Below are 26,068 nucleotides of genomic sequence, written 5' to 3' on the forward strand. Positions count from 1 at the left end.
CCCCCGACCACCCCCCTCATCCCTCCTCCCGAAGGACCGCCATGACCGCGCTCATCCGTCCCCCCGCTCCGAGCCGCCGCGCCCTGCTGCGCGCTGGCCTCGCCGGTGCCGGCCTGCTGACGCTCGCGGCCTGCCGGTCCGCCGTCGACGAGGTCGCCAACACCTCGGCCACCGCCGAGAGTTCGGACACCCCCCGGAAGGGCGGCGTGCTCTCCGTCGCCACCGGCGTCGACTTCACCCCGAGCCTGCTGTTCGCCCAGAGTGCCAACACCCTGGTCCAGCGCCTGGTCTTCAACACCCTCACCCGGTACGACGACCGGCTCCGGCCGCAGCCCGAGCTGGCCACCGCCTGGGAGGTCGCGCCGGACGGCACCGGCGTCACGCTCAAGCTCCGCGAGGACGTGCTCTTCCACAGCGGCCGCCGGTTCACCGCCGACGACGTGGTCTTCGCGGTCAAGAACCTCCAGAACCCGGCCCGATCCGCCCAGTTGCGCTCCACCGCCGCGGCCGTCACCGACTTCCGCAAGAACGGCGACTTCGAGCTGACCCTGCTGTTCGCCCACCCGGTCAGCAACCTCTTCGACCTCTTCGAGTTCATGATCGTCCCGGATTCCGACAGCGTCGAGGACGCCGTCGCCGGCACCCGGCTGATCGGCACCGGCCCGTTCACCTTCACCGACCGCAAGCCCGGCTCCTCGCTCACCTTCACCCGCAACGACCGGTACTGGAACCCGGGCCGCCCGTACCTCGACGGCGTGGAGATCCGGATCGTCCCGCAGGCCGAGTCGCTGCTCTCCTCGCTCAGGACCGGCCAGACCCACCTGTCGTACAACGTCCGCGGCAAGGACGTCGCGACGCTCCGCAGCGACCCGCAGTTCCGGATCAAGCAGTACGACACCGGCGCCGGCGCCTACTACATCGGCGTGAACGTCACCGCCGAGCACGTCGGCGACAAGCGGGTGCGCCAGGCCATCGCCTGGGCGGTCGACCGCGAGCGCTTCGTCCAGCAGGCCCTCGGCGGTTACGGCAGCGTCTCCTCCGTCCCCTGGCCCAAGTCCTCCCCCGCCTTCACCGAGGCCGGCGCCGGCCACTACCGCCACGACCCGGAGAAGGCGCGCGCCCTGCTCAAGGAGGCCGGCCTGGACCGGATCACCCTGCCGTTCGCGCACTCCAACGACCCCGGCGCGACGGCGACCGCCCAGATCCTGCAGTACGACCTCCAGCAGGTGGGCATCGACACGGTGCTCCAGCCCACCGACTCGCCGACCATGCAGAAGCAGCTCATCTCCCAGTCCATGCCCGCGCTCTGGACGCTCAGCCACGGCTTCGCCCAACTGCACCCGGCCACCCTCGCGGTGAGCGCCTACCCCTTCAACGAGGCCAGGAACAGCTCGCACTTCACCTCCCCCGCCTACACCGACGTCGTCCAGCGGGCCTGGAACCGCGGCGACAGCGACAGCCCCGAGGCGAAGGCCCTGTACCAGCAGATCACCGACGTGCTGCTGGACGAGGAGTTCGTGATCGACCTCGCCATCGCCGGGCTGGTCGAGGTCGCGGGCCGCAAGGTCCAGGGCGCCACGCTCAACAAGTTCGGCTACCTCAACCTCGACGACGCCCGTCTGACGGCCTGAGCAGGACGGCCCGGTACCCGACCCCATGCGCACCTTCCTCCTCAAACGCCTCCCCAGCGGACTGCTGGTCCTGGCCCTCGCCTCCTTCCTGGTCTTCCTCATCCTGCGGCTGATCCCCGGCGACCCGGCCACCTCGCTGGCCGGACCGGACGCCTCCCCCGCCGCCGTCGAGGCGATCCGCGCCCAACTCGGCCTCGACCAGCCGCTGTTCGGCCAGTACCTGGGCTGGCTCGGCCGGCTGCTGAGCGGCGACCTCGGGCCGAGCTACGCGATCGGCGGCCAGGTCGCCGACCTGATCGGCAACGGCCTCGGCGCCACCGCCCAACTCGCCCTCGGCGCCCTGCTCCTGGTGGTCCTGATCGCACTGCCGCTGGCGGTGGCGGGGGCGACCACCCGGAGCCGTCCGCTCGCCGCCGTGATCCAGGCGGTCACCACCGCCGTCCTGGCCGTGCCGCCCTTCGTCACCGGCGTGCTGCTGGTCCTGGTCCTCGCCGTCTCGCTGCGGCTGCTCCCGGCCGGCGGTCACGAATCCCTGCTGGCCGCACCGGACCTGGCCCTCCAGTACCTGGCGATGCCCGCGCTCTGCCTGGCCCTGCCCAGCGCCGCCGTGCTCGCCCGCTACCTCAAGGACGGCATCGAGCGCGCCCTCGCCGAGGACTACGTCCGCACCGCGACCGCGCTCGGCGTCTCCCGGCGGCGGATCGTCTGGCGGCACGCGCTGCCCAACGCCCTGCCCTCCGCCGTCACCGTGCTCGGCCTGCAGATCGGCCACCTCATCGCCGGGGCCGTGCTGGTGGAGCGGATCTTCGCCTGGCCGGGCCTCGGCCAGCTGATCGAGCAGGGCGTCGCCCGCCGGGACTACCCGGTGGTGCAGGACCTGCTGCTGCTCGTGGTGGCGGTCTACGTCGCCGTCCAGCTGCTCACCGACCTCGCGTACGCGTGGCTCGACCCCCGGATCCGCTGGGAGTGACCCGATGACCTCCACCACCCTTCCCCCCGAGCCCCGGACGGACCGGACGGACCGGAACCGCTACCTGTCCGCCCTGCGCAGCTGGCGCGGCCTGACCGGCCTCGCCCTGGTCGGTGCGGCCGCCCTCGCCGGGCTGCTCGCACCCCTGCTCACCGGCACCGACCCGAACGCCCAGAGCGCGCTCGCGCTGGCCGGCCCGAGCGCCGAACACCCCTTCGGCACCGACGACCTGGGCCGCGACCTGTTCAGCCGGGTGCTGCACGGCATCGGCACCGACCTCGCCCTGATCGTCACCGCCGTCCCGGTCGGCGCGCTGCTCGGCTGCTCGGCCGCGCTGCTCGCGGCCACCTCCCGGTGGGCCGACCTCGCCGTCCAGCGGGCCTTCGACCTGCTGCTCGCCTTCCCCGGGCTGATCCTCGCCCTCGCCGTGACCGCCGTCCTCGGCCCGGGCCGCTGGCCGGTGGTGATCGTCATCGCGCTGGCCGAAGTACCGGGCTTCGGACGGCAGTTGCGCGCCGGGATCCTGGTCCAGCGGGAGCGCGAGTACGCCCTGGCGGCCCGCGTCGGGGGTGCCTCCCGGGCCCGGGTGCTGCTGCGGCACGTGGTGCCCAACGCGGTCGACCCGCTGATCGTGCAGACCGCCGTCGCGCTGTCGCTCGGCGTGTTCATCGAGGGCGCGATGAGCTTCCTGGGCCTCGGGGTCCGCCCGCCGGAGCCCACCCTGGGCAGCATCCTCAGCCAGTCCGTCGCCTACCTGGCCACCGACCCGACCTTCGCGGCCGCCCCGCTGGCTGCCACCACCGCGCTGGTGCTCGGCTTCACGCTGATCGCCGAGGCCCTGAACCGGGGGATCCGCCGATGACCACCGTGCCCGACGCGCCCCACACACCTGGCCTGCCCCACGCGCCCGACACCCGCCCTGTGCTCCGGGTCTCCGGCCTCACCGTACGGTTCGGCGGCACCACCGCCGTCGACGGCGTCGACTTCGAGCTCGCGGCGGGTGACACCCTGGGCATCGTCGGCGAGTCCGGCTCCGGCAAGTCCACCACGGCACTCGCCCTGCTGCGGATGCTACCGCCCGGCGGCCGGATCACCGCCGGCTCGGTCGAGCTCGCCGGACAGGACCTCGCCGCCCTCCCCGAGGAGGCGCTGCGCGCCCTGCGCGGCCGGCGGATCGCGATGATCTTCCAGGACCCGATGTCCTCGCTCAACCCGGTCCTCACCATCGGCACCCAGCTGGACGAGGCGCTCCGCGCCCACGGCGGCTCGCTGCGGAAGGCCGAACGCCAGGTCCGTGCGGCCGAGTTGCTCGACCTGGTCGGCATCCCGGACGCCGCCGGGCGGCTGCGCGACCACCCGCACCAGTTCTCCGGCGGCCAGCGCCAGCGCATCATGATCGCCCTCGCGCTGGCCCACGACGCCGAGGTGCTGGTCGCCGACGAGCCGACCACCGCCCTCGACCCGACCGTCCAGCAGCAGATCCTGCGCCTGCTCACCCGGATCAACCGGGAGACCGGCACCGCGCTGGTGGTGATCAGCCACGACCTCGGGGTGATCGCCCAGACCTGCCGCCGGCTGCTGGTGATGCGCCACGGCCGGGTGGTCGAGCGCGGCGTCACCTCCGAGCTGACGGCTGAGCCCCGGCACCCGTACACCCGCGAACTGCTGGCCGCCGTCCCGCGCCTGGAGGAGCCCTCCCGGGCCGCCGCCAACAGCACCCCGGGCGCCGAACCCCTGCTGACCGTACGGGGTTTGAGCAAGACGTACGGTTCCCGGCGGCGCGCCGTCACCGCGCTCCACGAGGTCGACCTCGACCTGTACCCCGGCGAGACGCTCGGCCTGGTCGGCGAGTCCGGCTCCGGCAAGTCCACCCTCGCCCGGGCGCTGGTCCGGGCGCACGCGCCCTCGGCGGGCAGCATCCGCTTCCGCGGCGAGGAGCAGGCCCGACCGGCCCGGCACGGCGCGCCGCACCGCGAGATCCAGCTGGTCTTCCAGGACCCGTACTCCTCGCTCAACCCGCGGATGACCGCCGGGCAGATCATCGCCGAACCGCTGATCGCCCACGGTCTCGGTGACCGCGCCCGGCGCGAGGCCCGGGTCGCCGAGTTGCTGACCCAGGTCGGGCTGGACCCGGCCACGGCCGACCGCCACCCGCGCGCCTTCTCCGGTGGCCAGCGCCAACGCATCGGCATCGCGCGCGCGTTGGCGCCCGAGCCGAGCGTGCTGATCTGCGACGAGCCGGTCTCCGCGCTGGACGTCTCGGTCCAGGCCCAGGTGATCGACCTGCTCGCCCGGCTGCAGCGCGAACTCGGCCTGGCCGTCCTGTTCATCGCCCACGACCTGGCCGTCGTCCGCCGGGTCAGCCACCGGATCGCCGTGATGCACCGCGGCCGGATCGTGGAGACCGGCCCGGCCGACCGCGTCGTCACCGCGCCCGAACACCCGTACACCGCCGAACTCCTGGCCGCCGTGCCGCGACTGGCCGCCGTCCCGCACCTGCCCGCCGCCCCGCACCTGGAACCGGCCCGCGCCACCACCCCTGGCGAAGCCACCGCCCCTCCCGCCCGCGCCACCACCCGGAGCACCGCATGACCACCGCGCCCGAAGAGCACCCGCACCGCCGCGACCCGTACGCCGGCTTCCCCGGCACCGTCGGCCGCACCTTCCGCGAGTCCACCCCCGCCTGGCCCCGCCGGGTCCGCCCGCGCGAGGGCGCGCCCAACATCGTCGTCGTCCTGATCGACGACATGGGCTACAGCGACATCGGCCCGTTCGGCGCCGAGATCCCCACCCCCACCCTGGACCGCCTCGCCGCCACCGGCGTCCGGCTCGCCAACTACCACACCATGCCGCTCTGCTCCCCCGCCCGGGCGGCCCTGCTCACCGGCCTCAACCCGCACCGGGTGGGCTACTCCTTCGTCGCCAACGCCGACCCGGGCTTCCCGGGTTACGGAATGGAGGTCGCCGGGGACATCCCCACCCTCGCCGAGCTGCTGCACGACGCCGGCTACGCCACGTACGCCGTCGGCAAGTGGCACCTCACCCGCGACTCCGCCTCCAACGCCGCCGACGACCGCGCCAACTGGCCGCTGCAGAAGGGCTTCGACCAGTACTACGGCGTCCTGGAGGGCCTGACCAGCCTCTTCCACCCGCACCAACTCGTCCGCGACAACAGCCCCCTGGACATCGACGAGTTCCCCGACGACTACTACTACACCGACGACATCACCGACCAGGCGATCAAGATGGTCAAGTCGCTGCGCGCCCACGACGCCGACAAGCCCTTCTTCCTCTACCTCGCCCACAACGCCGTGCACGGCCCGCTGCAGGCCAAGCCCGCGGACCTCGCCCGCCACCGGGGCCGCTACGACGACGGCTGGGACGAACTGCGCCGCACCCGCTTCGCCCGCCAGCTCGCCGCCGGCCACTTCCCGCCCGGCACCGAGCTGCCCGAGCGCAACTCCGAGGCCGGCTACGAGGTCGGCCCCTGGGACGAACTCGGCGACGTACAGCAGAAGTTGTACGCCCGCTACATGGAGGTGTACGCGGCGATGGTCGACAACGTCGACCAGAACCTCGGCCGGCTCACCGACACCCTGGCCGCGCTCGGCGAACTCGACAACACCCTCATCGTGTTCACCAGCGACAACGGCGGCACCGGCGAGGGCGGCGCCGAGGGCACCCGCAGCTACTTCAGCCGCTTCGTCCACCACCCGAACCTCCCGGCCGACTGGACCCCGGACGTCCAGCGCGAGATCGACCTCATCGGCGGCCCGCAGAGCCTGGTCCACTACCCGCGCGGCTGGGGCATGGCCTCCAACACCCCCTTCCGCCTCTACAAGGGCCAGACCTACGCGGGCGGCGTCCGCGTCCCCTTCGTGCTCTCCTGGCCCGCCGGCCTGCCGCGCGCCGAGGGCGACAGCGGAGTCCGCGCCCAGTACCAGTACGTCACCGACATCCTCCCCACCCTGCTCGAACTCGCCGGCGTGGAACGGCCGTCGGAGCGCCGGGAGCGCCCCGTCCAGGAACTCGACGGCATCAGCTTCGCCTCCGTACTGCGCGACGGCGCCGCCCCCGGCACCCACCACGAGCAGTACTGCGAAATGACCGGCAACCGCAGCTACTACCGCGACGGCTGGAAGCTGGTCACCCTGCACCGCCCCGGCACCGCGTACGACGACGGCGAGTGGGCGCTGTACGACGTGCGCACCGACCCGACCGAGATCCACGACGTCGCCGCCGAACACCCCGAGCTGGTCAAGGAGTTGTCCGCCGCCTGGGAGGACGCCGCCTGGCGCAACGGCGTCTTCCCGCTCGCCGACGGCAGCGGCGCCCTCGCCCTGCGCGGCCCCGAGGCGGAGCGGCTGCGCCGCCCGGTCACCCTGCTGCCCGGCACCCCCGAGCTGGAGCGCTACCGCTCCTCCCGGCTGATCTCCTTCCGTTCCTTCACCGTCGAGGTCGCGCTCGACGGCTACCGGGCGGGCGACCAGGGCGTCCTGGTCTCGCACGGCGACCAGGGCGGCGGCTACAGCCTCTACGTCGAGGACGGCCGGCTGCGCCTCGCCTACAACCAGTACGGCGAACTGCTGGAGGCCGACGGCGGCCCGGTACCGCCCGGTGCCACGCTGGTCACCCTGGCGGCCACGGCGGTCGCCGACCTCAAGTGGGAGTTCCGGCTGCTCGTCGACGGCGCCGAGGCCCCGGACCGGGGCGGCCGGCTCGGCCCGGTCCACCAGCTGATCGGCATGGCGCCGTTCCAGGGCATCAGCGTCGGCATCGACCGCAAGTCCCCGGTGTCCTGGCCGGTCCACCAGCGCCACCGCGCCTTCCGCTACGCCGGCGCGCTGCGCTCCGTCACCTACCTGCCCGGCGAGCCGGCGCCGTACGACCCGGAGACGGTCGCCCGGGCGCTGCGCGAGGCGGCGGCCGCCTTCGAGTAGGCCCCGGGGCCGGCGGACCTCCGGCGGTGCTCCCCGTTCCGCCCACCGGGAACCCCCGCCCGGGTTACCCTCGTCCGGCGCGGCGACGGCCGCGCGACCGACCGAAGGGGGAACGGGTGATCGGGGAGCTGCTGCCGGACGTCGTGGCGACCGAGGTGGCGTACGACGACCCGCCGGAGGCCCGGCTGGAGCCGGCCGAGGAGGCGGTGCTGGCCCGGGCCGTCGACAAGCGGCGCCGCGAGTTCACCACCGTCCGCCACTGCGCCCGGGCCGCCCTGGCCCGGCTCGGCGTGCCCTACCGCCCGCTCGTGCCGGGCCTGCGCGGCGCGCCGAGCTGGCCGGACGGCGTGGTGGGCAGCCTCACCCACTGCGACGGCTTCCGCGCCGCCGCCGTGGCCCGGGCCGGCACCCTCGCCTCCGTGGGCATCGACGCCGAGCCGGCGCTGCCGCTGCCGGAGGGCGTCCTGGACGTCGTCGCGCTGCCCGTCGAGCGGAAGCGGCTCGCCGACCTGGCCGGCGAGCACCCGGACACCCCGTGGGACCGCATGCTGTTCAGCGCCAAGGAGTCGGTGTACAAGGCGTGGTTCCCGCTGACCGGGCTGTTCCTGGAGTTCAGCGAGGCCGAGCTGGACCTCTCCCCGGACGGCACCTTCACCGCCCGCCTGCTGGTCCCCGGCCCGGTGGTCGGCGGGCGCCGGCTCGACGGCTTCGAGGGCCGCTGGACTGTCCGGGACGGGCTGCTCGCCACCGCGATCGCCGTGGCGCCGTAGCCGACGTGGCTGCTGCGGCCGCTCCCGCGCCCACCGGCGCCGCCTCCGGCCGTTCACCTGACGGGCATATCCTCGACCCCGTGACGGTGACTTACGTGATCGACGGCAGCAGGGTCGGCTCCCTGGAGGAGTTCTGGGACGTCGTCGGGCGGGAGATCGGCGCCGACGGCTACTTCGGACGCAACCTCGACGCCTTCGCCGACTGCCTGCGCGGCGGCTACGGCACGCCCGACGACGGGGACTGGGTCATCGAGTGGCGCGACCACGAGGCGTCCCGCCGCGCCCTCGGCTACCCGGAGACGGTCCGCCAGCTGGAGCTGCGACTGGGCCGCTGCCACCCCACCAACCGGGAGCGGGTCGCCGCCGAGCTGGCCGCCGCCCGGGCGGGCAAGGGGCCGACGGTCTTCGACTGGCTGGTGCGGATCATCGAGGAGGAGCACCCGGGCGGCCTCCGGCTCGCCTGAGCGCGCCCGGCCCTGCCCCTGCCCACTGCCCCACGGGGCAGGGGCTACAGCACGTCCGAGAGCCGGACGAAGCGCCGCCCCGCCGCCAGCATCCCCGGCACCGCCGCGGCCACCCCGGCGGCGGTGCCGCCGCCGGGGTGGTTCAGGTGGCCGATGACGATCGCGCCCGGCGCCGCCGAGCCGACCTCCCGCCGCACCTCGGAGGCGCCGAGCGTGGCGCCGCCGTCCCCGTTGACGCTGAAGCCCGCCACCCGTTCGCCCAGGTCGGCGACCACCCGGGTGGCGACGTCGTCGTAGTGCGCGGTGCCGGAGCGGAAGAACCGGGGCGGGTGCCCGAGCAGCTCGGTGAGCTTCCGCGCGTTGCCGGCCACCTCGTCGTAGACCTCGCCGACGTCGCGGGTGCCGGCGATGCCGTAGGCGGCGCGGCCGGTGACCGAGAGCGGGCGGTGGACGGTGCCGTGGTTGCCGATCTCGAACAGCGGGTCGGCGGCGAGCTGCTCGAACTCGTCCGGGTTGGCGTCGATCCACCGGGCGTTCAGGAAGAGCGTGGCCGGGACGGCGTGCGCCCGCAGGAAGTCGATCAGCGGGGCGTCGTAGCCGTTGCCGCCGGGGCCCCCGCAGGCGTCGAAGGTGAGCGCCGTCGCGCGTTCGCCCTCGGGCAGCTCGGTGATCACCCCGGCGACCTCCAGCCCCCAGTCGGCCGGGGCCTCGGCGGCGTACCGTTCGACCACCTCCGCCCGCGTCGGCTCCTTCGCCTTCGCCGGTGCCGCGGTCGGGGCCGGGGTCGGAGCGGGTGAGGGAGCGGCACTGGGCGTCCCGGTCGCGGTCGGCGCGGCGGCCGCCCCGGATATGCCGGACGGCGTCGCCGCCGCGGAGAGCGGCGACGAGCCCGACGACGAGGCCGAGCCCGCGAGCGACGTCGACGCCGCCTCGGTCCGGCACCCCGCCAGTACGCCCCCGGCCAGTACCACGAGCAGCGCCCGCCGACTCACCGCCACGCCCGCCTCCAACCCATCTGCACTCGAATCAACTGATTACATGACTATGAACCGACCATTCGTCACTCCCCGCAACTCGCCCCCGCCCCCGCTCGGCCCCTCTTCACCGACCCGCCCCACCCCCGTGGGCCCCGAATCACCCCGGGTTCACTCCCCCGGGTAGGCACGCGAGCGACCCGCCCGCCCCCGAACCGGAGACCTCGATGCCGACCGAGCCCACCACCCCGCACCCGGCGACCCCGCACCCCGACACCCCGAGCCCCGCCACCCCCGACCCCGCCTCCCCGCGCCCCGCCCGCCGCGACCTGCTCCGCACCGGCCTGGCCACCGGCGCCGTCACCGCCCTCGGCCTCGCCGCCGGAGCCGCCGGCGCCGGTGAGGCCGTCGCCGCCCCCGCCACGGACCCCGACCGCACCCTCACCCTCACCGGCCATCTCCCCACCGGCACCGCCGACTTCGTCTACCTCCCGGTCGAAGTCCCCGAGGGCGTCCGCGAGATCGCCGTCTCCTACGGCTACGACAAGCCCCCGGTCCCGGCCGGCACCCCCGGCAACTCCTGCGACATCGGCATCTTCGACGAGCGCGGCACCGACCTCGGCGGGCCCGGCTTCCGCGGCTGGTCCGGCGGCTTCCGCACCGAGTTCAGCCTCTCCCGCTCGGCCGCGACCCCCGGCTACCTCCCCGGCCCGGTCGACCCCGGCACCTGGCACATCGTGCTGGGCCCGTACCAGATCGCCCCGCAGGGCCTGGACTACCACGTCGAGGTCACCCTGCGGTTCGGCGCGCCCGGGCCGCAGTTCACCCCGCACTACCCGGCGGAGCGGGCCCGCGGCCGCGGCCGGGCCTGGTACCGGGGCGACTGCCACCTGCACACCGTGCACTCCGACGGGCGGCGCCGGCCCGAGGAGGTCGCGGCCGGCGCCCGCGCGGCCGGCCTCGACTTCATCGTCTCCACCGACCACAACACCAGCTCCTCGCACGCCGTCTGGGGCCCGCTGGCCGGCCCGGACCTGCTGATCGTCCCGGGCGAGGAGATCACCACCCGCAACGGCCACTGGCTCGCCCTCGGCCTGGAGGGCGGCCAGTTCGTCGACTGGCGCTACCGCTCGCGCGACGAGGAGTTCCCGCGGTTCGTCCGCCAGGTCCACCGCTCCGGCGGCCTGGTGGTGCCCGCGCACCCGTACTGCCCGTACGTCGCCTGCCAGTGGAAGTTCGGCTACGACCAGGCCGACGCGGTCGAGGTGTGGAACGGCCCCTGGACGTACGACGACGAGTCCGCCGTCGACACCTGGGACGGCCGGCTCGCCGTCGCCCTGCGCGAGGGCCGCTCCTGGCTGCCCGCCATGGGCAACAGCGACGCGCACAGCGAGCCGCAGGTGATCGGCTCCCCGCACAACGTGGTGCTGGCCGAGGACCTCACCCGGGACGCGGTCCTCGACGGGCTGCGCGACGGGCGCAGCTGGCTCGCCGAGTCCAGCGCGGTCCGGCTGGAGTTCACCGTCACCGGGCACGGTCGGCAGGCGGGCATCGGCGAGGAGCTGACCGTCCCGGCCGACGCGCCGCTGGACGTCCGGCTCGACGTCTCCGGGGTGCCCGGCGGCACCGTCCGGCTGATCACCGACGAGGGGCAGATGCACCAGGAGTCCCTGCCCGCCGGCGGCTCCGGCACGGTGGTGTGGCGCACCACCGCCTCGCTCGCCGCGTACGTCCGGGCCGAGGTCCGCCACCCGAAGCCGGACGGCACCCCGGGCAAGGGCAACGCGATGGGCCCGGACCTGCCCTGGGGGCCGATGGCGGCACTGACCAATCCGATCGTCCTGCGCACCGAGGAGCACTGAACCGGCCCCGCCCGCGGCCACCGGCCGGTCACCGAACGCTCACCGCGAGGTCACCGGCCGGTTCCGGCGACCCGTCCGCGCACCGGGTGGGGGACGACTCGGGGCACCCGTTTGGACTAGGTTGATCCCCGAAGCGCATCAGTCGTAGGGACGAGGCGGTCGGCTGTCCGGATCTGTGCCGACCAGCCCCTTCGCACTCCGACCGTCTCGCCCCGGCTACCCCACCGTCCCCGGCCCGCGAAGGGATCCGCAGCTGTGAACCGTACGACCGTAGGTGGGCCGGAGCTCGGGGGCGGCCGGGGCGCCGGGGGCGTCCTCGTCCTCGTCGACCCTTCCGGGGCCGGGAACAGCCCGGTCGCGGAGCTGCTCGCCCGGGAGCTGAACCCGAGCGTCCACCTGCGGACGGACGACTTCCTGCGGGTCATCCGCAGCGGCCAGCTCCCGCCCCACCTGCCGGAGGCCGGCCGCCAGAACGCCACCGCGCTGGCCGCCGCCGCCCAGGCCGCCTTCGCCTACGCCACCCGCGGCTACCAGGTCGTCGTGGAGTCCCCGGCCGTGCCGGCCGCGCTCGACACCTTCCGCCGCGAGAGCCGCGCCACCGGCGCCGCGCTCCACTACGTCGTCCTCCAGGCCGACCCGGCCGCTTCGGACGCCTCCCACACGCTCGACACCAGCGGCCTCACCGTCGAGACCACCGCCAAGACCGTCCTCACCGCGCTCACCCGCCGCACCCACCTCCTCGGCTGGTAGCCCGTCGGGTCAGGCCCCCACCACGCCGTCGATCGCCTCGCGCAGGAAGTCGGCGTGCCCGTTGTGGCGGGCGTACTCGTGGATCAGGTGCAGCATCACCAGCCGCAGGGACACGTCGGCCTCCCAGCGGGCCTGGTAGCCGGTGACGTCGAGGCTCTCGGCGGCGAGCTCGATGCGGCGGGAGCGCTCGACCTCGGTCTGCCAGGCGGCGAAGGCCTCGGCCCGGGTGCTGCCGGCGTCGTCGTACGCCACCTGGTAGTCGCCCTCGGCGGACCAGACCAGCGGGACGGACTCCCCGTCGATCACCCGGCGGAACCAGGTCCGCTCCACCTCCGCCATGTGCCGGACCAGCCCGAGCAGGGACAGGGTGGACGGCGGGCTGGAACGCTGCCGCAGCTGCTCGTCGCTCAGGCCCTCGCACTTCATCGCGAGGGTCGCCCGGTGGAAGTCCAGGAAGCCGCGCAGCATCTCGCGCTCGCCGCCGGTCAGCGGCGGGGCGGGGCGTTCGTCGGGGGTGTTCATCGCTCTCCTCGGGGTGTTCGTCACGGTCTCGTCAGGTCTCGTCAGCAGATCTCGCCGGCCTGCATCGGATCTCGTCAGGTCTCGGGATCCTCGCGGACTGTAGCGAACCGGCCGCCCCGCCCGGCGGTGATTTTTCTCCCGGACTTCCTCCCGGGTCTCCCTCCCGATCGTCCCCCGGCTGTCACAGCCGCCCGCCCTCCGGTGTCTTCATGTCCGAACGGACCACCACACGAGGAGGACCCCCATGGCACTCCGCCTGCCCAAGGCCCAGCTGCCCGCCGAGCTCAGCGAGTCCATGATCGCGGCGTTCGGCGCCGTCTTCGAGCCCACCGAGGTGATCTGGCACAACCCCGGGGTCGCCACCGCGAACACGGAGTTCGCCGGCCGGATCGCCGCCTGGGACGCGCTCGACGACAGCCTCAAGTCCTACGCCCACATGGCCGTGGCCGCACTGGTCGGCTGCAGCTGGTGCCTGGACATCAACTACTTCCAGGCCCAGCACAAGGGCCTGGACCTCGCCAAGGCCAGCCAGGTGCCGAACTGGCGCGCCTCGGAGCTGTTCACGCCGCTGGAGCGGGACGTGATGGCGTACGCCGAGGCCGTGTCCGTCACGCCGCCGACCGTCACCGACGAGCAGTACGGGGACCTGCTCGACGTCCTCGGAGCGGCGGCGATGGTCGAACTCACCGCCTACGTCGCCTTCGTCAACATGGCCGCCCGGAACAACATCGCCAACGGCGTCTCCTCCCAGGGGTTCTCCGAGTCCTGCGAGATCCCGCTGGCCGCGCGCCCCGCCACCGGGGTGCGGCCGGCATGACGACCGCCCCGGCCGCCGAGACGGGCACCGACCCCTTCGTCACCCATCGCAGTCTGCTCTTCACCGTCGCCTACGAGCTGCTCGGCTCGGCCGCCGACGCCGAGGACGTGCTGCAGGAGTCCTGGCTGCGGTGGGCCGACGTCGACCCGGCACGGGTCCGGGACGCGCGGGCCTACCTCATCCGGATCGTCACCCGCCAGTCGCTCAACCGCCTGCGGACGCTGTCCCGCCGGCGCGAACAGTACGTCGGCGAGTGGCTGCCCGAGCCGCTGCTCACCAGCCCCGACGTCGCCGAGGACGTCGAGCTCGCGGAGAGCGTCTCGTTCGCGATGCTCACCGTGCTGGAGACCCTCGGGCCGACCGAACGGGCCGTCTTCGTGCTGCGCGAGGTCTTCGAGCTGCCGTACGAGGAGATCGCCGAGGCCCTCGGCAAGACCCCGGCCGCGGTCCGGCAGGTCGCCCGGCGGGCGCGCGGGCACGTGGCGGCCCGCCGGCCCCGGGTCCGGGTGACCCGCTCCGAGCAGGAGCGGGTGGTGGAACGCTTCCTCGCGACCCTGCGCACCGGGCGGTTGCAGGACCTGATGGAGGTCCTGGCACCGGACGTGGTCCTGATCGCCGACGGCGGCGGGATCGCGGCGGCCCTGCTCGCCCCGCTGCACGGCGCCGACGCGGTGGCGGCGCTGCTCGCCCGCGCCCAGCGCGCGCCGGTCGCGTTCGACACCGGGACGCTGTGGCTGAACGGCGCGCCGGCCGGCCGGATCGACCTCGGCGGCGAGCTGTCGGTGATCAGCCTCGCGGTGGCGGACGGCCTGGTCACCCGGGTCTACATCGTCCGCAACCCGCAGAAGCTGACCCGGCTCGACGTGCCCGCCGCCCTCACCCGGTAGCCCCCCAGGGCCGCAGGGCCGCCGGCCGACCGCGCCGGTAGCCGCCCCCGGTCGCGCGGCGGTGTTCCGAGCCCCCTCGGAACACCGCCGCGCCCTTTTCCCACCGAGCACACCGGCCCATCACGTACCGTGTTCGGACGACCACCGGTTTGGGTACGTACCTCGGCGCGCCCGACGGCCGGGCGCCCACCGAGCAGGAGACCCAGCGGCCCATGGACCACAACCGCATCCCCCCGACCGTGCGCCAGACTTACGGCGCGGGCGATCTCTCCAAAGCGGCCAGCTTCGCCGGAGGTTTCATCAACTTCGGCGACTGGCACGGCATCGACCTCACCTCACTCACCCCCGAGGACCGGATCCACAGCCAGGAGCAGCTGTACCGCCGCGTCCTGCGGACCTTCCCCGAACCACCCGAGCGGCTCCGGCTGGCCGAGGTCGGCAGCGGCCGCGGCCTCGGCGCCGCCCTCGCGCTCCGGGAGTTCCGCTTCGCCGCCGTCACCGGGGTCGACATCCACCCCGACCAGGTCGAACGCGCCCGCGCCGTCAACGCCAAGGCGCTGGCCACCTACCCCGACCGGCTCGCCTACACCATCGGCTCGGCCGACCAACTCCCCTTCGCCGCCGCCACCCTGGACGGCGTCTACTCCGTGGAAGCCGCCCAGCACTTCCGCGAGCTCACCGGCTTCGCCCACGAGGCCGCCCGCGTCCTGCGCCCCGGCGGCCGCCTCGCCGTCACCACCTTCTTCACCGCCGAGGGCCCCGAGGTCGCCGAACGCCTGAAGATCCTCCTCGCCAGCTTCGCCGACGGCCTCGACGTCCCGCACCCCCTCGCCGGCTTCACCGCCGACCTCGCCGACGCCGGCTTCACCGACCTCCGCACCGAGTCGATCGGCCCCGACGTCTGGCCCGGCCTCGACCGCTACCTCGTCGACACCGTCCCACCCGGCCACTGGACCCGCAACTTCCTCCCCGCCTGGCGCGACCGCCTCCTCGACTACCACCTCGTCACCGCCACCCGCTCCTGAGCCGCCAGGACACGCCCTGGAAGCGGCAGCCCGGCGCGCGGGACGGCCCCGCCCGCGCGCCGGGCGCCGTTCCCGCGGGCTCAGTCCCGCGCCTGGGGCGCGTCCTGCGGATCTTGTCGTCGCGGACCCGGCAAAGATCCGCAAGACGCGCCCTACGCCCGGACCGCCGCCAGGCGGGCGGGGGTGGCGCCGAGCCACCAGGCGGGGTCGGCGGTGCCGTCGGTGGTGCGGCCGTCGCGGTGGACGTAGTGGCGGACATCGCGGCCCGGCTCGGCGAGTTCACCGTTCAGGGCCCGCTCCAGCCACTCGGCGCCGAACCGGAACGCCTCGGCGGCCACGCCGCCGAGCGGGTGGAACTCGTCCTCGTAGACCCGCAGTTCCTTCGGCGCCCGGATCCGCTCGAAGCTCTCCAGGGCCTGGCCGAGGTCGGTGAGCTCGTCGAACTCGCCGATGCCGTACAGGACCGGGCAGGTGATGTCGGCCACCAGGTCGCCGAGCGGCATCCGGTGGGCGAGGTCGCGGTCGAAGGCCGCCTCGTCGGTGTACCCGGCCATGTACATGTAGTTGTTCTTGAAGGTCGGCTGGGCACGCTCGAAGATGGTCGCGAAGTCGCCGGTGACGGCCTCGAAGGCGGCAAGGGCGGCCAGCCGTCCGTCGGTGGCGGCCGCCCGGGAGCCCCAGTAGCCGCTCATCGAGATGCCGAACATGCCGATCCGGTCGGCGTCGACCTCCGGCAGCGCGGCCAGGTGGTCGAGGTAACGGCCGATCGCCCGCTCGTAGTTGGTGAGGTCGACGGTGAGTCCGCCGGCCCGGGTCTCGCCCTGGCCGGGGCCTTCGACGGAGAGCGCGACCATCCCGCGGGAGGTGTAGTACCGCTCGGCGGCCCAGATGTAGTCCTCCTTGATCATGTCCATCCCGGGGCCGAGGATGACGGCCGGCGCGTTCCGGACGGGTCCGGCGGGCAGGTGCAGCAGGGCGTGGATCCGCCCGCCCTCGAAGTCCAGCTCCACCCTGCGCACCCGCCCGTCGCGCAGGGCGCCGAGGCGGGCCACGCAGTGGTCGGCGTGCGCGCGCATGGCCGCCTTGCGCGGGTCGGCGGCGTCGAAGATCGAGTACTGGGCCCGGCCCCACATCACCGCGGCCCGCAGGTAGAGGTCGGCGGCGGTCTGCGCGAAGCCGCCGCGCTCGTGGTGGGCGGCGCGCTCCTCGGCCTGGCCGGCGACGGTCGCCCACGCCTTGGGCAGCATCGCGCCGCTGCGGACGAGGGCGAACACCTTCGCGAAGTCGGTGTGGTCGTGGCCGAGCTGCTCCATGGTTCCGACGGCCTCGGGGTGCAGCGCGTCGAAGCCGCCCTGGGCGAGGGCGATGTCCAGGGCCCAGCTCTGGCCGGTCGAACGGACGGTCATGACGGTCTCCTCCTGAGATCGGGGGCGGGGTCGAGCCGCCCCGAAGTTGGCTAAGTACTTAATGAATAAGTACTTAGTCATTAAGTACTTAGACTAGGCTGCTGTCAACCCGCCCGCCCCGACCGCCCGCCGCCACCCCACCGAGGAGCGCCGACCATGGCCGAGCAGCCGCCCACCCCCGACCGCGCCCAGGCGTTGGACCGCCTGTCCCGCGCCGCCTACCGCCTCAGCGCAGCCGACGCCCGCCTGCGCGGCCGCGCCACCCGCACCCCCGGCGCCCTCTCCCTCACCCACGCCCGCGCCCTGCGCACCCTGGCCGACCAGGGGCCGCTGACCATCAGCGGGCTCGCCGCGGGCACCGAGACCACCGGAGCCGCCACCACCCAGCTGGTCAACGGCCTGGTCGCGGCGGGGTACGTCACCCGCACCCGGCCGCCCGAGGACAAGCGTTCCGTCGTGGTCACCCTCACCGACGCCGGGCGCGAACGGCACCGGCAGCGCCAGGAGGCGCTCACCGACGCCCTGCACGCCGACCTGGCCGACTACGACGCCGAGGCGCTCGACCGCGCCGCCGAGGTCCTGCACCGGCTGTCCGCCGTCTACGACCGGCTCTGAATCCCGCCCGCCTGGGGCCCGTCTTAGAACCCCAGGGCGCCGGGACCGGGCGCTCAGGCCCGGAGGAACTCCAGGACCGCCAGCACCCGGCGGTGGGTCTCCTCGGCCGGTGGCAGGTCCAGCTTCAGCAGGATGTTGCCGATGTGCTTGCTCACCGCCGCCTCCGAGACCACCAGCTCCCGGCAGATCGCCGCGTTCGACCGGCCTTCCGCCATCAGCGCCAGCACCTCGCGTTCGCGCGGGGTGAGCCGCTCCAGCGGGTCCCGGCGGCGGCGCAGCAGCTGCCGCACCACCTCCGGGTCCACCACCGTGCCACCGGCGGCCACCGCGGCGACGGCCGCCACGAACTCCTCGATCTGCCCGATCCGGTCCTTCAGCAGGTAGCCGACGCCGCGACCGTCCCCGGCGTCCAACAGCCGGGCCGCGTACGAACGTTGGACGTACTGGCTGAGCACCAGGACCGGCAGCGCGGGGAGCCGCTCGCGCAGCGCGAGGGCGGCCCGCAGGCCCTCGTCGGTCTGGCCCGGCGGCATCCGGACGTCCGTGACGACGAGGTCCGGCCGGTGCTCCTCGACGGCGGCGACCAGTGCCTCGGCGTCGCCGACGGCCGCCACCACCTCGTGCCCGAACCGGGCGAACAGGCCGACCAGGCCCTCCCGCAGCAGCACGCCGTCCTCCGCGACCACCACCCGCAGGCCCACCGCCGCGCCTGTCCCGTCCGTCACCGGCCCGTCCACCACCGCTCCACTCATCGTCGCGCTGCTCCTCGGTCGATCGGGGCACAGGGGATCTCCACCCGCACCAGGGTCGGTCCGCCGGGCGGACTGCTGACCGTCAGGGTGCCGTCCAGGACGGCGATCCGGTCGGCCAGCCCGGTCAGGCCGGTGCCGCGCTCCGGGTCGGCGCCGCCGCGGCCGTCGTCCAGCACCTCGACGGTCAGCCGCCCGTCGGCGTACCGGCCGTCGACCGTCGCGGCGCTCGCGCCGCTGTGTCTGGCCAGGTTCGCGAGCGCCTCGGTGACGGCGAAGTAGCCGGCCGACTCGACCGGCGCGGGCAGTCGGCCGGGCAGGTCGAAGCGGGTGGCGACCGGGATCGGCGAGCGGTCGGCGGCGTCCGCGCAGGCCTCCGGCAGGCCCTGGTCGGTGAGCACCTGCGGATGGATACCGTTGATCAACTCCCGTAGTTCGGCCAGGACTTCGCCCGCCTCGCGCTGGGCGTCGGCCAGCCGGGCGGCCAGCGGGCCGTCGGCCGGCGCGTCCAGCCGGGCCAGGCCGAGCGTCATCGCCAGGGCCACCAGGCGCTGTTGGGCGCCGTCGTGCAGATCGCGCTCGATCCGGCGCCGCTCCGCCTCGAAGGCGTCCACCAACCGGGCGCGGGAGCGCACCAGTTCGCCGATCCGCTGTTCCTGCGCGCCCGGTGCCAGCACCAGCCGGGCCAGCGCCGCCCGCGCGGCGGCCACCGCCGCCAGCGGGTAGGCCAGCAGCGGGAGCAGCAGCAGCCCGGCCAGCCCGAGCAGGGCGGCCAGCGCGGGCGAGTGCACCTCGGCCAGCTTGAGCACGTTCACCTGCTCGCCGTCCAGCAGGAGCAGCGGCAGCGCGGCGATCAGGTAGCCGGGCACGGTGAGGGCGCAGCCGACCACCGCCAGGTCGATCGGCCACAGCACGAATGCGGCGAGCAGGGTGAAGCCCAGCTCCCGCCAGGTCGCCTGTTCGCGGTAGCGCAGCCGCAACCAGGCCTCCAGGCCCGGGCGTTCGGGGAGGAGGTGCGGGTCCGGGACGCGGCCGCCGTCCAGGAAGCGGACCAGCCGGCGCTCCCAGGCCGCGGTCGGCACCCCGGCCAGGGCGAGCGCCGCCGCCAGCGGCAGCCCGACCAGCACCACCGCCAGGACCCCGGCGACCACCCCCGACACCAGCAGGCCGGCACAGAGCAGCAGGCCGCTCAGCCCGGTGGCCAGCAGGTACCCGGCCGCCCGCCAGGGGGCGCCGGAGCGCAGGAAGTCCACCCGCGCCGCCGGCCACCGGACCCTCCCCACGTCCGCCCCGTCCCCCGCGACCGCCGAGACCGCCGTCCGCCCGCTCATCGTGCCCCCGTCCTCGAACCGCCCGCTGCCCACCCACCCTAGGCAGCGGGCCGGCGCGCCGTCGGTAGGGCCTGGCCTACCTTCGGCCCAAGGCCGCCCCTGGCAGGCCCCGGTCAGACGCCCGTCCGGCCCCCGCCCGCCCCTTACGGGCAACGCCGGTAGAGCCCTCCCTACCCTCCGCAGTAGACCCTGGCCCGCTGACCGCGGCCGCCCCCGGCCGGTTCGCTGGACGCCATGAGAATGCTGCGGATCGCCCTCTCCTCCCTGGCCACGCGCTGGCCCTCCCTGCTCGGCGCCTTCCTCGCCCTGGCCCTCGGCGTCGCGATGACCGCCGTGATGCTGCTCGGCCTCGCCGCCGCGGTCGACGCGCCGCCCGGCGGCGGGGATCTGGTCTCTCTGGTGGCCGCGCTGGGCACGGCGGGCGGGGTGAGCGCGTTCGTCTCGGCGTTCGTGGTCGCCTCCACGTACTCGTACGCCGTCGTCCGGCGCCGCCGCGAGTTCGGTCTGCTCCGGCTGGCCGGCGCCACCCGCGCGCAGGTGCGCCGGACGGTGCTCGCCGAGGCGTTGCTGCTCGGCACGGCCGCCTCGGCGGTCGGCTGCGGACTCGGCCGGCTGGGCGCGCCGGCGCTGGTGCGGTGGCTGGCCGGGGTCGGCATGGCTCCGCCGGGATTCGCCCCGAGCGGTTCCGCCTGGCCGCTGCACGCCGCGTTCTGGACCGGGCTGCTGGTCGCCGTGGCCGGGGTGGCGGTGGCCGCCCGCCGGGCCGGCCGGGTCGGTCCGCTGGACGCCCTGAGCGCGGCCGACCTCGACACCGGGGTGCTGACCCGCGGCCGCCTCCTGCTCGGTCTCGGGCTGCTGCTCACCGCCGCCGTCCTGGCCGGCACCGCGCTCGCCACCGACCCCGCCGACCTGCTGCACCGCAAGACGTACACCACCCAGCCGATGTGGCTGATCTGCGCGTGCGGCCTGCTGTCACCGCTGCTCGCGCCGCTGCTGGTGCGGGTGCTCGGCCGGCTGCTGCCCGCCCGGCTCGCCGGGTACGCGGGCCGGCTGGTGCGGGCCAACGCCGGCTCCGCGCTGCGCCGTACGGGTGCGGTGGCCGCGCCGGTGCTGGTGGCGGTGGCGCTGACCGGTTCGCTGGCGGGCGCGCTGGGCACGGTGAGCGCCGCCCGCGCCGCCGAGGCCGGCTCGCGGACGGCGGCGGACCTGGTCGTCGTCCCCGCCACCCCCTCGGCCCGGCCGGTCGACGCCCAGCAGGTCACGGACCAGCCGGAAACACCCCAACCGGTCGACGCCCGACTGACCGCGGCCCTGCGCGCCGTCCCGGGCCTGGCGGCGCTCTCGGCGACCGCACCCACCCGGCTGGCCCTGACCGAACCGGACGGCGTCACGGTCCGTACCGGGGCCCGCGCCGCCGACCCGGCGGGCCTGACCGCGCTCGCCCGCCTCCCCCTGCTCGCCGGCGACCCCGCCGCCCTGGACGACGGTTCCCTGGTGCTGCCCGCCGAGTGGGGCCGTACGGTCGGCGAGCAGGTGCCGGTGGTCCGCGCCGACGGCAGCCGGACGGCCCTGCGGGTGGCCGCGGTGCTCGGCGACGGCCTCGGCGACAACGGCGTGTACGTCACCGCCGCCAACGCCCCGGGCGCCCGCGTCGACCGGATCGAGCTCCGGCTCGCCCCCGGCGCGGACCGTACGGCCGCCCTCGCCGACGCCCGCGCCGCCGCCCGGCCGTACGGGGCGACGGTGCTCACCCGGGCCGACTGGCTCGCCGCGACCGCGCCCTCCAACGGCCGGATCGCCTGGCTCAGGACCGTCCTCGTGCTCGGCCTGGCGCTCGTCTACACCGGGATCGCGCTCGCCAACACGCTCGCCACGACCACCGCCGACCGCCGCCGCGAACTCGCCCTGCTGCGGCTCGCGGGCGCCACCCGGGCCCAGGTGGTCCGCCTGGTGACCGCCGAGGCGGTGCTGGTGGTGACGGTCGGCGCGCTGCTCGGCTGTGCCGTGACCGGCGCCCAACTCGGCACCGTGCACGCCGCGTTGGCCGTCCTCGGCGCACCGGCGCCCTGGGCGCTGCCGTGGCGCCCGGTCGGGCTGGTGACCGCCGGGGCCCTCCTCCTGGCGGTCCTCTGCGCCGCCCCGGCGGCGGCCTGGATGCTCCGCACCCGCCCGGTCACGGCCGCCGCCCGCTGACCGGAAACCCCTGCGCCGCCGGCCCGCTCAGCCGGCGTTCGCACCCGCCCGCTTCGACGGCTCGGCCACCGGGCCGGCCGCCGGAACCGCCGGCGTCCCCAGCGCCGCCAGCCGGCGCAGGCTCGCCCGGCGCTGGAGCGCGCCGAGGCCGACGGTCGCCGCGCCGAGTCCCAGCCAGCCCACCGGGCCGGCCGCCATCACCACTCCGGTGAGCAGCAGCGGGCCGGCCGACTTCTGCACCGACTGGGACATCCCGGCCACCCCCAGGTAGGAGGCCCGGGCGCCCGGCGGCGCCAGGACGACCGCCAGCTCCCAGGAGCTCACCGACCGCATCAGCTCGGCCAGGGTGACCAGCATCGCGGCGGCCAGCAGCGCGATCGAGGCCGTCCACGGCCCGGCGCCGGTGGCGAGCACGATCAGCAGGCAGCTGCCGAGCAGCGTCGCCCCGTACCAGCGCACGGCCGCGGCCGCTCCGCGCGGGCCCTCCGCGAGCGTCGAGACGCGCAGTTGCAGCAGCACCACGAGCACGGTGTTGAGGACCAGGAAGACCGGGACGACGGCGTGCGGCGCGCCGGTGTGGTGGACGAGCCAGAGCGGCAGGCCCACGTTGAGGATCGAGTCGTCGAGGTTCAGCGGCATGTCCAGCAGGACGAACAGCAGGTAGCCCTTGTCCCGCCAGGGGCTGGGTGCGGCGTCCGGCCCGGCCGCGGGCTGCCCGCCGGGGCCGGCGGGCGCCGTGACCAGCCCGCGCCCGGCCGGTTCCCGGGTGCGCCAGACCAGCGCCGCGGCCAGGACGAAGGAGAGCGCGTTGGCCAGGATCAGCGTCCGGTAGGCGGCCGTGGTGCCGACGGCCAGGCCGACCGCCGAGACGCCCGCTCCGAGCGCGTACCCGGCGTTGGCCACACTGCGGAACAGCGCCTGGTAGGTGCTGCGCCGCTCGCCCGCGACCCGGGTGGCGAACAGCATCTCCAGGGTCTTGGCGGCCCGCTCGGCCAGGCAGGTCAGGGCGACCACCGGGAGCAGCGCCGCGAAGTCGTCGACGACCAGCAGCAGGCCCATGGTCCCGATCCGCAGCAGGTGGCAGCCGATCAGCAGCCACCTCACGGGCACCCGCTCGGCCGCCCGTCCGGCCAGCGGGGATCCGGCGATCCCGGCCACCGCGCCCACCCCGAGCAGCAGTCCGAGCCGTCCGGCGTCCATCCCGCACACGTAGGTGAAGTAGAGCACCGAGGCGGCTGCCCACACCCCGGTGCCGGTCCGGTCGACGCACTGCGCCATCAGCATGATCCGCGCGTCGCGCCCGCCCGGTGGCTTCCGCAGCTGCGCCATCAGTCCGTTCCCCCGCATGGCAGGCCCCTGTCGCGTGATCACCGTCAATCTCGACATCAAGATACTTCATGTCGAGAGACCTACGGAACCCCCACCCGAACCACCACCCCGGGGGCCGGGCCCTCGACGCGCGGCGGGCGGTACGCCACACTCTCCCCAGCAGCACCCCGCGCTCCCAACGCACCGGCACGACGTCATGACCACCGCCCTACGGAGAGCCTCACGGTGAGCACTCGTCAACTGCTGGAGATCGCCTTCTCGTCCGGACGGTCCGGGTCCGGACCGGCCACCTGGGGCCAACAGGCCATCTGGGACGCCGTACGCCGACTGCCCCCGGCCGACGCGCCGCGCTACAACATCACCACGGCGGCGCCGCTGGACCCCGGACTGCCGCTGCCCGTCGTGCTCGGCGCACTGGAGCAGCTGCTGCACCTGCACGACTCACTGCACACCCGACTGCTCCCGGACGGGGACGGGCGGCTGCGCCAGGTCGTCGACCCGGCAGGGGTCCTGTCCGTCGAACTGGCGGACGCCGCCGGAGCCGACGACCCGGGCGAGCTCGGCGCCCGGCTGCACGCGGAACTGGCGGCCCGCGCGTTCGACACCGGCGAGCAGTGGCCGATCCGGGTCGGCGTGGTGACAGTGGACGGACTGGCCCGGCACATCAGCCTGGTGCTCTCCCACACCGCGGTCGACGGCTCCGGCATGAGCCGGCTGGTCGCGGACCTGACCGCACTCAGCCTCGGCACCTCCCCGGAGGAGCTGGCGAAGCTCCGCGAACCCGGCCGACAGCCGCTGGAGGAGGCCGAGTTCCAGACCTCCGAGCGCGGCGTCCGCCGGGACGTGGGCGCCCGCAAGCAGTTCGTCCGCAAGCTGCGGCTCGGACCGCCGCGACTGTTCCCACCGACCGCCCAGGACCCGCTCTCCCCACCCCCGGCCGCCACGTTCCCGAACGCCGTGCTCCGCTCCCCCGCCCTGCCCCGGGCGGTCGAGCGGGTGGCCGGCGCTCACCGGGTGAGCACTTCCTCCGTCCTGCTCGCCGCGGCGGCCACGATGACCGCCCGGCTCGCCGGGACGACCGAGGCCGTGCTGAACGTCGTGGTCAACAACCGCTTCCTGCCCGAGCTGACCAACGCGGTGAGCGTGGTCGCCGGCGACGGCCTGTTCCACCTCCCGGACGCCGGCGCGGAGTTCGGCGAGGTGGTGCGCCGCACCCACGCCGCCGCGATCGGCACCTACCGCCACGCCTACTACGACAAGCTCGCGCTGGCCGCCGAGATCGCGGCCGCGACCGCCGAGGGGGTCGAACTCGCCGACCGCTCCTGCGTGTTCAACGACACCCGGGAGCTGGTCCCGGCCGCCCCCGACCCCGGCGACGGCCCCACCCCCGACCCCGGCGACGACCGGACCACACTCAGCTGGCCGGTGGAGTTCGAACCGCGCCCCGGCCTGACCTACGCCCTGGACGCCCTGCAGTCCCCCGAGGCGCTGAGCCTCACCATGACGGCGGACCCGTCCGTGCTCCCGCGCCCCGCGATGGAGCGATTCCTGTACGGCATGGAAGAGTTGATCCTCACCGAGGCCGGCGCGGCAGCCGGAACGGAGACGGCGGCCACGGCCGCGACGGCAGCCACCGGAGCAGCCGCCGAGGCTTGAACCTGACACCGGTGTCAAGTTTTACCGTACCGGCATGACCACCACCACGGAATCCCTGCTCAGCCCGTACCGCCTCGGCTCGCTCGACCTCCCCAACCGCGTCGTCATGGCCCCGATGACGCGCTACCGGGCCGCCGAGGACGGTACGCCGCTGCCCGTCGTCGCCGAGTACTACGCCCAGCGCGCGAGCGCCGGCCTGATCGTCACCGAGGGCATCTGGCCCAGCAGCCGGGGCCAGTCCGGCTGGCGGCTGCCCGGCCTGGAGACGCCCGCGCACACGGCCGGCTGGCGCACGGTCACCCAGGCCGTGCACGCGGCCGGCGGGCGCGTCGTCGCCCAGCTGATGCACGGCGGCCGTCAGGGCCACCCGCTCAACCGGCTGCTCGGCGACCTGCCGGCCGGCCCCTCGGCCGTCCCCGCGCCGGGCCCGGTGCACGTCAAGGACGGCGCCAAGGCGGCGGCCGTCACCCCGCGCGAGATGACCCGCGAGGAGATCCGCCAGGCGATCGCCGACCACGTCGACGCCGCCCGCAACGCACTCGACGCCGGCTTCGACGCCGTCGAACTGCACGGCGCCAACTCCTACCTGATCCACCAGTTCCTCGCCGACAACACCAACCTGCGCACCGACGAGTACGGCCCCGGCACCCTCACCGGCCGGCTGCGCTTCCCGATCGAGCTGGTCACGGCGGTCGCGGACGCGATCGGCCCGGACCGGCTCGGCCTGCGACTCTCCCCCGGCAACCCGCAGTTCGGCATGCACGAGGCCGACCCGGCGCCGGTCTACCGGGCGCTGCTCCCCGAGCTGGACGGCCTCGGCCTGGCCTACCTCCACCTCACCGACAACGACGACTACCCGGCGCTGGCCGACCTGCGCCCCCGCTGGTCCGGCCCACTGATCGCCAACGTCGGGGAGAACCGCGCCCCCACCGACCGGGAGCGCGGCGAGGCGGTACTGGCCGCCGGGCTGGCCGACCTGGTCTCCTACGGCCGCGCCTTCATCGCCAACCCCGACCTGCCGGAACGGTTCGCCGCCCACGCCCCACTCACCCCCGTCGACCCGACACACCTCTACGGCCAGACGGCGACCGGCTTCACCGACTACCCGAAGCTCACCGACTGACCGGAGCCCACCGACCCGCCGAAGACCCACCAGAAGACCCGCCGCCCGGTCCTA

22 protein-coding genes are annotated in these 26,068 nt (G+C 74.9%); 16 read left to right on the top strand and 6 right to left on the bottom strand.

Annotation, left to right across the window (positions count from 1 at the left end):
• Positions 1-41 precede the first annotated feature (41 nt).
• From IE332_RS27260 to IE332_RS27290, 7 genes are all read left to right on the top strand, one after another.
• Positions 42-1,631 (top strand): ABC transporter substrate-binding protein, encoded by a 1,590-nt coding sequence (locus IE332_RS27260; protein WP_189921316.1) that lies wholly within the window; start codon positions 42-44, stop codon positions 1,629-1,631.
• A 25-nt stretch (positions 1,632-1,656) separates the two neighbouring features.
• Positions 1,657-2,601 (top strand): ABC transporter permease, encoded by a 945-nt coding sequence (locus IE332_RS27265; RefSeq protein WP_189921318.1) that lies wholly within the window; start codon positions 1,657-1,659, stop codon positions 2,599-2,601.
• 4 nt (positions 2,602-2,605) lie between these two features.
• On the top strand, positions 2,606-3,463 hold the full coding sequence (locus IE332_RS27270; protein WP_189921320.1) for an ABC transporter permease: 858 nt from the start codon (positions 2,606-2,608) through the stop codon (positions 3,461-3,463).
• Positions 3,460-5,193: an ABC transporter ATP-binding protein gene (locus IE332_RS27275; RefSeq protein ID WP_189921322.1), complete on the top strand. Its 1,734-nt coding sequence runs from the start codon at positions 3,460-3,462 to the stop codon at positions 5,191-5,193. The genes IE332_RS27270 and IE332_RS27275 overlap by 4 nt, the downstream gene beginning before the upstream one ends.
• On the top strand, positions 5,190-7,541 hold the full coding sequence (locus tag IE332_RS27280; RefSeq protein WP_189921324.1) for an arylsulfatase: 2,352 nt from the start codon (positions 5,190-5,192) through the stop codon (positions 7,539-7,541). Before IE332_RS27275 ends, IE332_RS27280 begins: the two co-directional genes overlap by 4 nt.
• A gap of 116 nt (positions 7,542-7,657) precedes the next feature.
• Positions 7,658-8,311, top strand: a complete 654-nt coding sequence (locus IE332_RS27285) for a 4'-phosphopantetheinyl transferase family protein (protein WP_189921326.1) — start codon at positions 7,658-7,660, stop codon at positions 8,309-8,311.
• An 80-nt stretch (positions 8,312-8,391) separates the two neighbouring features.
• The gene (locus tag IE332_RS27290) at positions 8,392-8,775 is read left to right on the top strand and encodes a barstar family protein (protein WP_189921329.1); all 384 of its coding nucleotides are present in this window, start codon (positions 8,392-8,394) and stop codon (positions 8,773-8,775) included.
• A 44-nt stretch (positions 8,776-8,819) separates the two neighbouring features.
• On the opposite strand, the gene IE332_RS27295 is transcribed toward IE332_RS27290, so the two are convergent.
• A complete protein-coding gene (locus tag IE332_RS27295; RefSeq protein ID WP_189921331.1) occupies positions 8,820-9,773 on the bottom strand; it encodes a polysaccharide deacetylase family protein in 954 nt (317 codons plus the stop codon).
• Positions 9,774-9,976: 203 nt separating this feature from the next.
• Between IE332_RS27295 and IE332_RS27300 the strand changes: the two genes are divergently transcribed.
• Positions 9,977-11,611 carry a CehA/McbA family metallohydrolase gene (locus IE332_RS27300; RefSeq protein ID WP_189921333.1) on the top strand — a complete coding sequence of 545 codons (1,635 nt, stop codon included), beginning with the start codon at positions 9,977-9,979 and terminating at the stop codon, positions 11,609-11,611.
• Positions 11,612-11,866: 255 nt separating this feature from the next.
• Entirely contained in the window at positions 11,867-12,361 is a 495-nt protein-coding gene (locus tag IE332_RS27305) for a P-loop nucleotide/nucleoside kinase family protein (protein ID WP_189921335.1), read from the top strand.
• A gap of 9 nt (positions 12,362-12,370) precedes the next feature.
• Here IE332_RS27305 and IE332_RS27310 read toward each other — a convergent pair whose 3' ends face one another.
• Complete coding sequence (locus IE332_RS27310; RefSeq protein WP_189921337.1) at positions 12,371-12,883, bottom strand: DinB family protein; 513 nt, start codon at positions 12,881-12,883, stop codon at positions 12,371-12,373.
• Positions 12,884-13,127: 244 nt separating this feature from the next.
• Between IE332_RS27310 and IE332_RS27315 the strand changes: the two genes are divergently transcribed.
• The 3 genes from IE332_RS27315 (at position 13,128) to IE332_RS27325 (ending at position 15,612) form a co-directional block, all read left to right on the top strand.
• Positions 13,128-13,700 (top strand): carboxymuconolactone decarboxylase family protein, encoded by a 573-nt coding sequence (locus tag IE332_RS27315; protein ID WP_189921339.1) that lies wholly within the window; start codon positions 13,128-13,130, stop codon positions 13,698-13,700.
• The gene (locus IE332_RS27320; RefSeq protein WP_189921341.1) at positions 13,697-14,587 is read left to right on the top strand and encodes an RNA polymerase sigma-70 factor; all 891 of its coding nucleotides are present in this window, start codon (positions 13,697-13,699) and stop codon (positions 14,585-14,587) included. The genes IE332_RS27315 and IE332_RS27320 overlap by 4 nt, the downstream gene beginning before the upstream one ends.
• A 149-nt stretch (positions 14,588-14,736) precedes the next feature.
• Complete coding sequence (locus IE332_RS27325) at positions 14,737-15,612, top strand: class I SAM-dependent methyltransferase (protein WP_229928946.1); 876 nt, start codon at positions 14,737-14,739, stop codon at positions 15,610-15,612.
• 152 nt (positions 15,613-15,764) lie between these two features.
• On the opposite strand, the gene IE332_RS27330 is transcribed toward IE332_RS27325, so the two are convergent.
• On the bottom strand, positions 15,765-17,018 hold the full coding sequence (locus tag IE332_RS27330) for an alpha/beta hydrolase (RefSeq protein ID WP_189921343.1): 1,254 nt from the start codon (positions 17,016-17,018) through the stop codon (positions 15,765-15,767).
• Positions 17,019-17,174: 156 nt separating this feature from the next.
• Here IE332_RS27330 and IE332_RS27335 point away from each other — a divergent pair, with 156 nt between their 5' ends.
• Positions 17,175-17,633, top strand: a complete 459-nt coding sequence (locus tag IE332_RS27335) for a MarR family winged helix-turn-helix transcriptional regulator (RefSeq protein WP_189921345.1) — start codon at positions 17,175-17,177, stop codon at positions 17,631-17,633.
• Positions 17,634-17,686: 53 nt separating this feature from the next.
• Here the strand turns inward: IE332_RS27335 and IE332_RS27340 are convergent, their stop codons facing one another.
• Complete coding sequence (locus tag IE332_RS27340; protein ID WP_308437607.1) at positions 17,687-18,319, bottom strand: response regulator; 633 nt, start codon at positions 18,317-18,319, stop codon at positions 17,687-17,689.
• Between the two features lie 62 nt (positions 18,320-18,381).
• Entirely contained in the window at positions 18,382-19,713 is a 1,332-nt protein-coding gene (locus tag IE332_RS27345; RefSeq protein WP_189921349.1) for a sensor histidine kinase, read from the bottom strand.
• A 234-nt stretch (positions 19,714-19,947) separates the two neighbouring features.
• Here IE332_RS27345 and IE332_RS42005 point away from each other — a divergent pair, with 234 nt between their 5' ends.
• Entirely contained in the window at positions 19,948-21,906 is a 1,959-nt protein-coding gene (locus tag IE332_RS42005; RefSeq protein WP_189921351.1) for an ABC transporter permease, read from the top strand.
• 27 nt (positions 21,907-21,933) lie between these two features.
• On the opposite strand, the gene IE332_RS27355 is transcribed toward IE332_RS42005, so the two are convergent.
• Positions 21,934-23,235 (bottom strand): MFS transporter, encoded by a 1,302-nt coding sequence (locus IE332_RS27355; protein ID WP_229928947.1) that lies wholly within the window; start codon positions 23,233-23,235, stop codon positions 21,934-21,936.
• A gap of 225 nt (positions 23,236-23,460) precedes the next feature.
• On the opposite strand from IE332_RS27355, the gene IE332_RS27360 reads away from it, so the two are divergent.
• A complete protein-coding gene (locus tag IE332_RS27360) occupies positions 23,461-24,891 on the top strand; it encodes a condensation domain-containing protein (protein ID WP_189921354.1) in 1,431 nt (476 codons plus the stop codon).
• Positions 24,892-24,925: 34 nt separating this feature from the next.
• On the top strand, positions 24,926-26,014 hold the full coding sequence (locus IE332_RS27365; protein WP_189921356.1) for an alkene reductase: 1,089 nt from the start codon (positions 24,926-24,928) through the stop codon (positions 26,012-26,014).
• Positions 26,015-26,068: the final 54 nt, after the last annotated feature.

It is taken from the genome of Kitasatospora xanthocidica (assembly GCF_014656195.1).
GTDB classification, from domain to species: Bacteria; Actinomycetota; Actinomycetes; order Streptomycetales; family Streptomycetaceae; genus Kitasatospora; species Kitasatospora xanthocidica.

Coding starts and splice junctions, on each gene's coding strand:
- IE332_RS27280 (WP_189921324.1), top strand. CDS start 5,190: ATGACCACCGCGCCCGAAGAGCACCCGCACCGCCGCGACCCGTACGCC.
- IE332_RS27330 (WP_189921343.1), bottom strand. CDS start 17,018: ATGACCGTCCGTTCGACCGGCCAGAGCTGGGCCCTGGACATCGCCCTC.
- IE332_RS42005 (WP_189921351.1), top strand. CDS start 19,948: ATGAGAATGCTGCGGATCGCCCTCTCCTCCCTGGCCACGCGCTGGCCC.
- IE332_RS27335 (WP_189921345.1), top strand. CDS start 17,175: ATGGCCGAGCAGCCGCCCACCCCCGACCGCGCCCAGGCGTTGGACCGC.
- IE332_RS27260 (WP_189921316.1), top strand. CDS start 42: ATGACCGCGCTCATCCGTCCCCCCGCTCCGAGCCGCCGCGCCCTGCTG.
- IE332_RS27310 (WP_189921337.1), bottom strand. CDS start 12,883: ATGAACACCCCCGACGAACGCCCCGCCCCGCCGCTGACCGGCGGCGAG.
- IE332_RS27365 (WP_189921356.1), top strand. CDS start 24,926: ATGACCACCACCACGGAATCCCTGCTCAGCCCGTACCGCCTCGGCTCG.
- IE332_RS27320 (WP_189921341.1), top strand. CDS start 13,697: ATGACGACCGCCCCGGCCGCCGAGACGGGCACCGACCCCTTCGTCACC.
- IE332_RS27300 (WP_189921333.1), top strand. CDS start 9,977: ATGCCGACCGAGCCCACCACCCCGCACCCGGCGACCCCGCACCCCGAC.
- IE332_RS27315 (WP_189921339.1), top strand. CDS start 13,128: ATGGCACTCCGCCTGCCCAAGGCCCAGCTGCCCGCCGAGCTCAGCGAG.
- IE332_RS27275 (WP_189921322.1), top strand. CDS start 3,460: ATGACCACCGTGCCCGACGCGCCCCACACACCTGGCCTGCCCCACGCG.
- IE332_RS27270 (WP_189921320.1), top strand. CDS start 2,606: ATGACCTCCACCACCCTTCCCCCCGAGCCCCGGACGGACCGGACGGAC.
- IE332_RS27265 (WP_189921318.1), top strand. CDS start 1,657: ATGCGCACCTTCCTCCTCAAACGCCTCCCCAGCGGACTGCTGGTCCTG.
- IE332_RS27355 (WP_229928947.1), bottom strand. CDS start 23,235: ATGGCGCAGCTGCGGAAGCCACCGGGCGGGCGCGACGCGCGGATCATG.
- IE332_RS27345 (WP_189921349.1), bottom strand. CDS start 19,713: ATGAGCGGGCGGACGGCGGTCTCGGCGGTCGCGGGGGACGGGGCGGAC.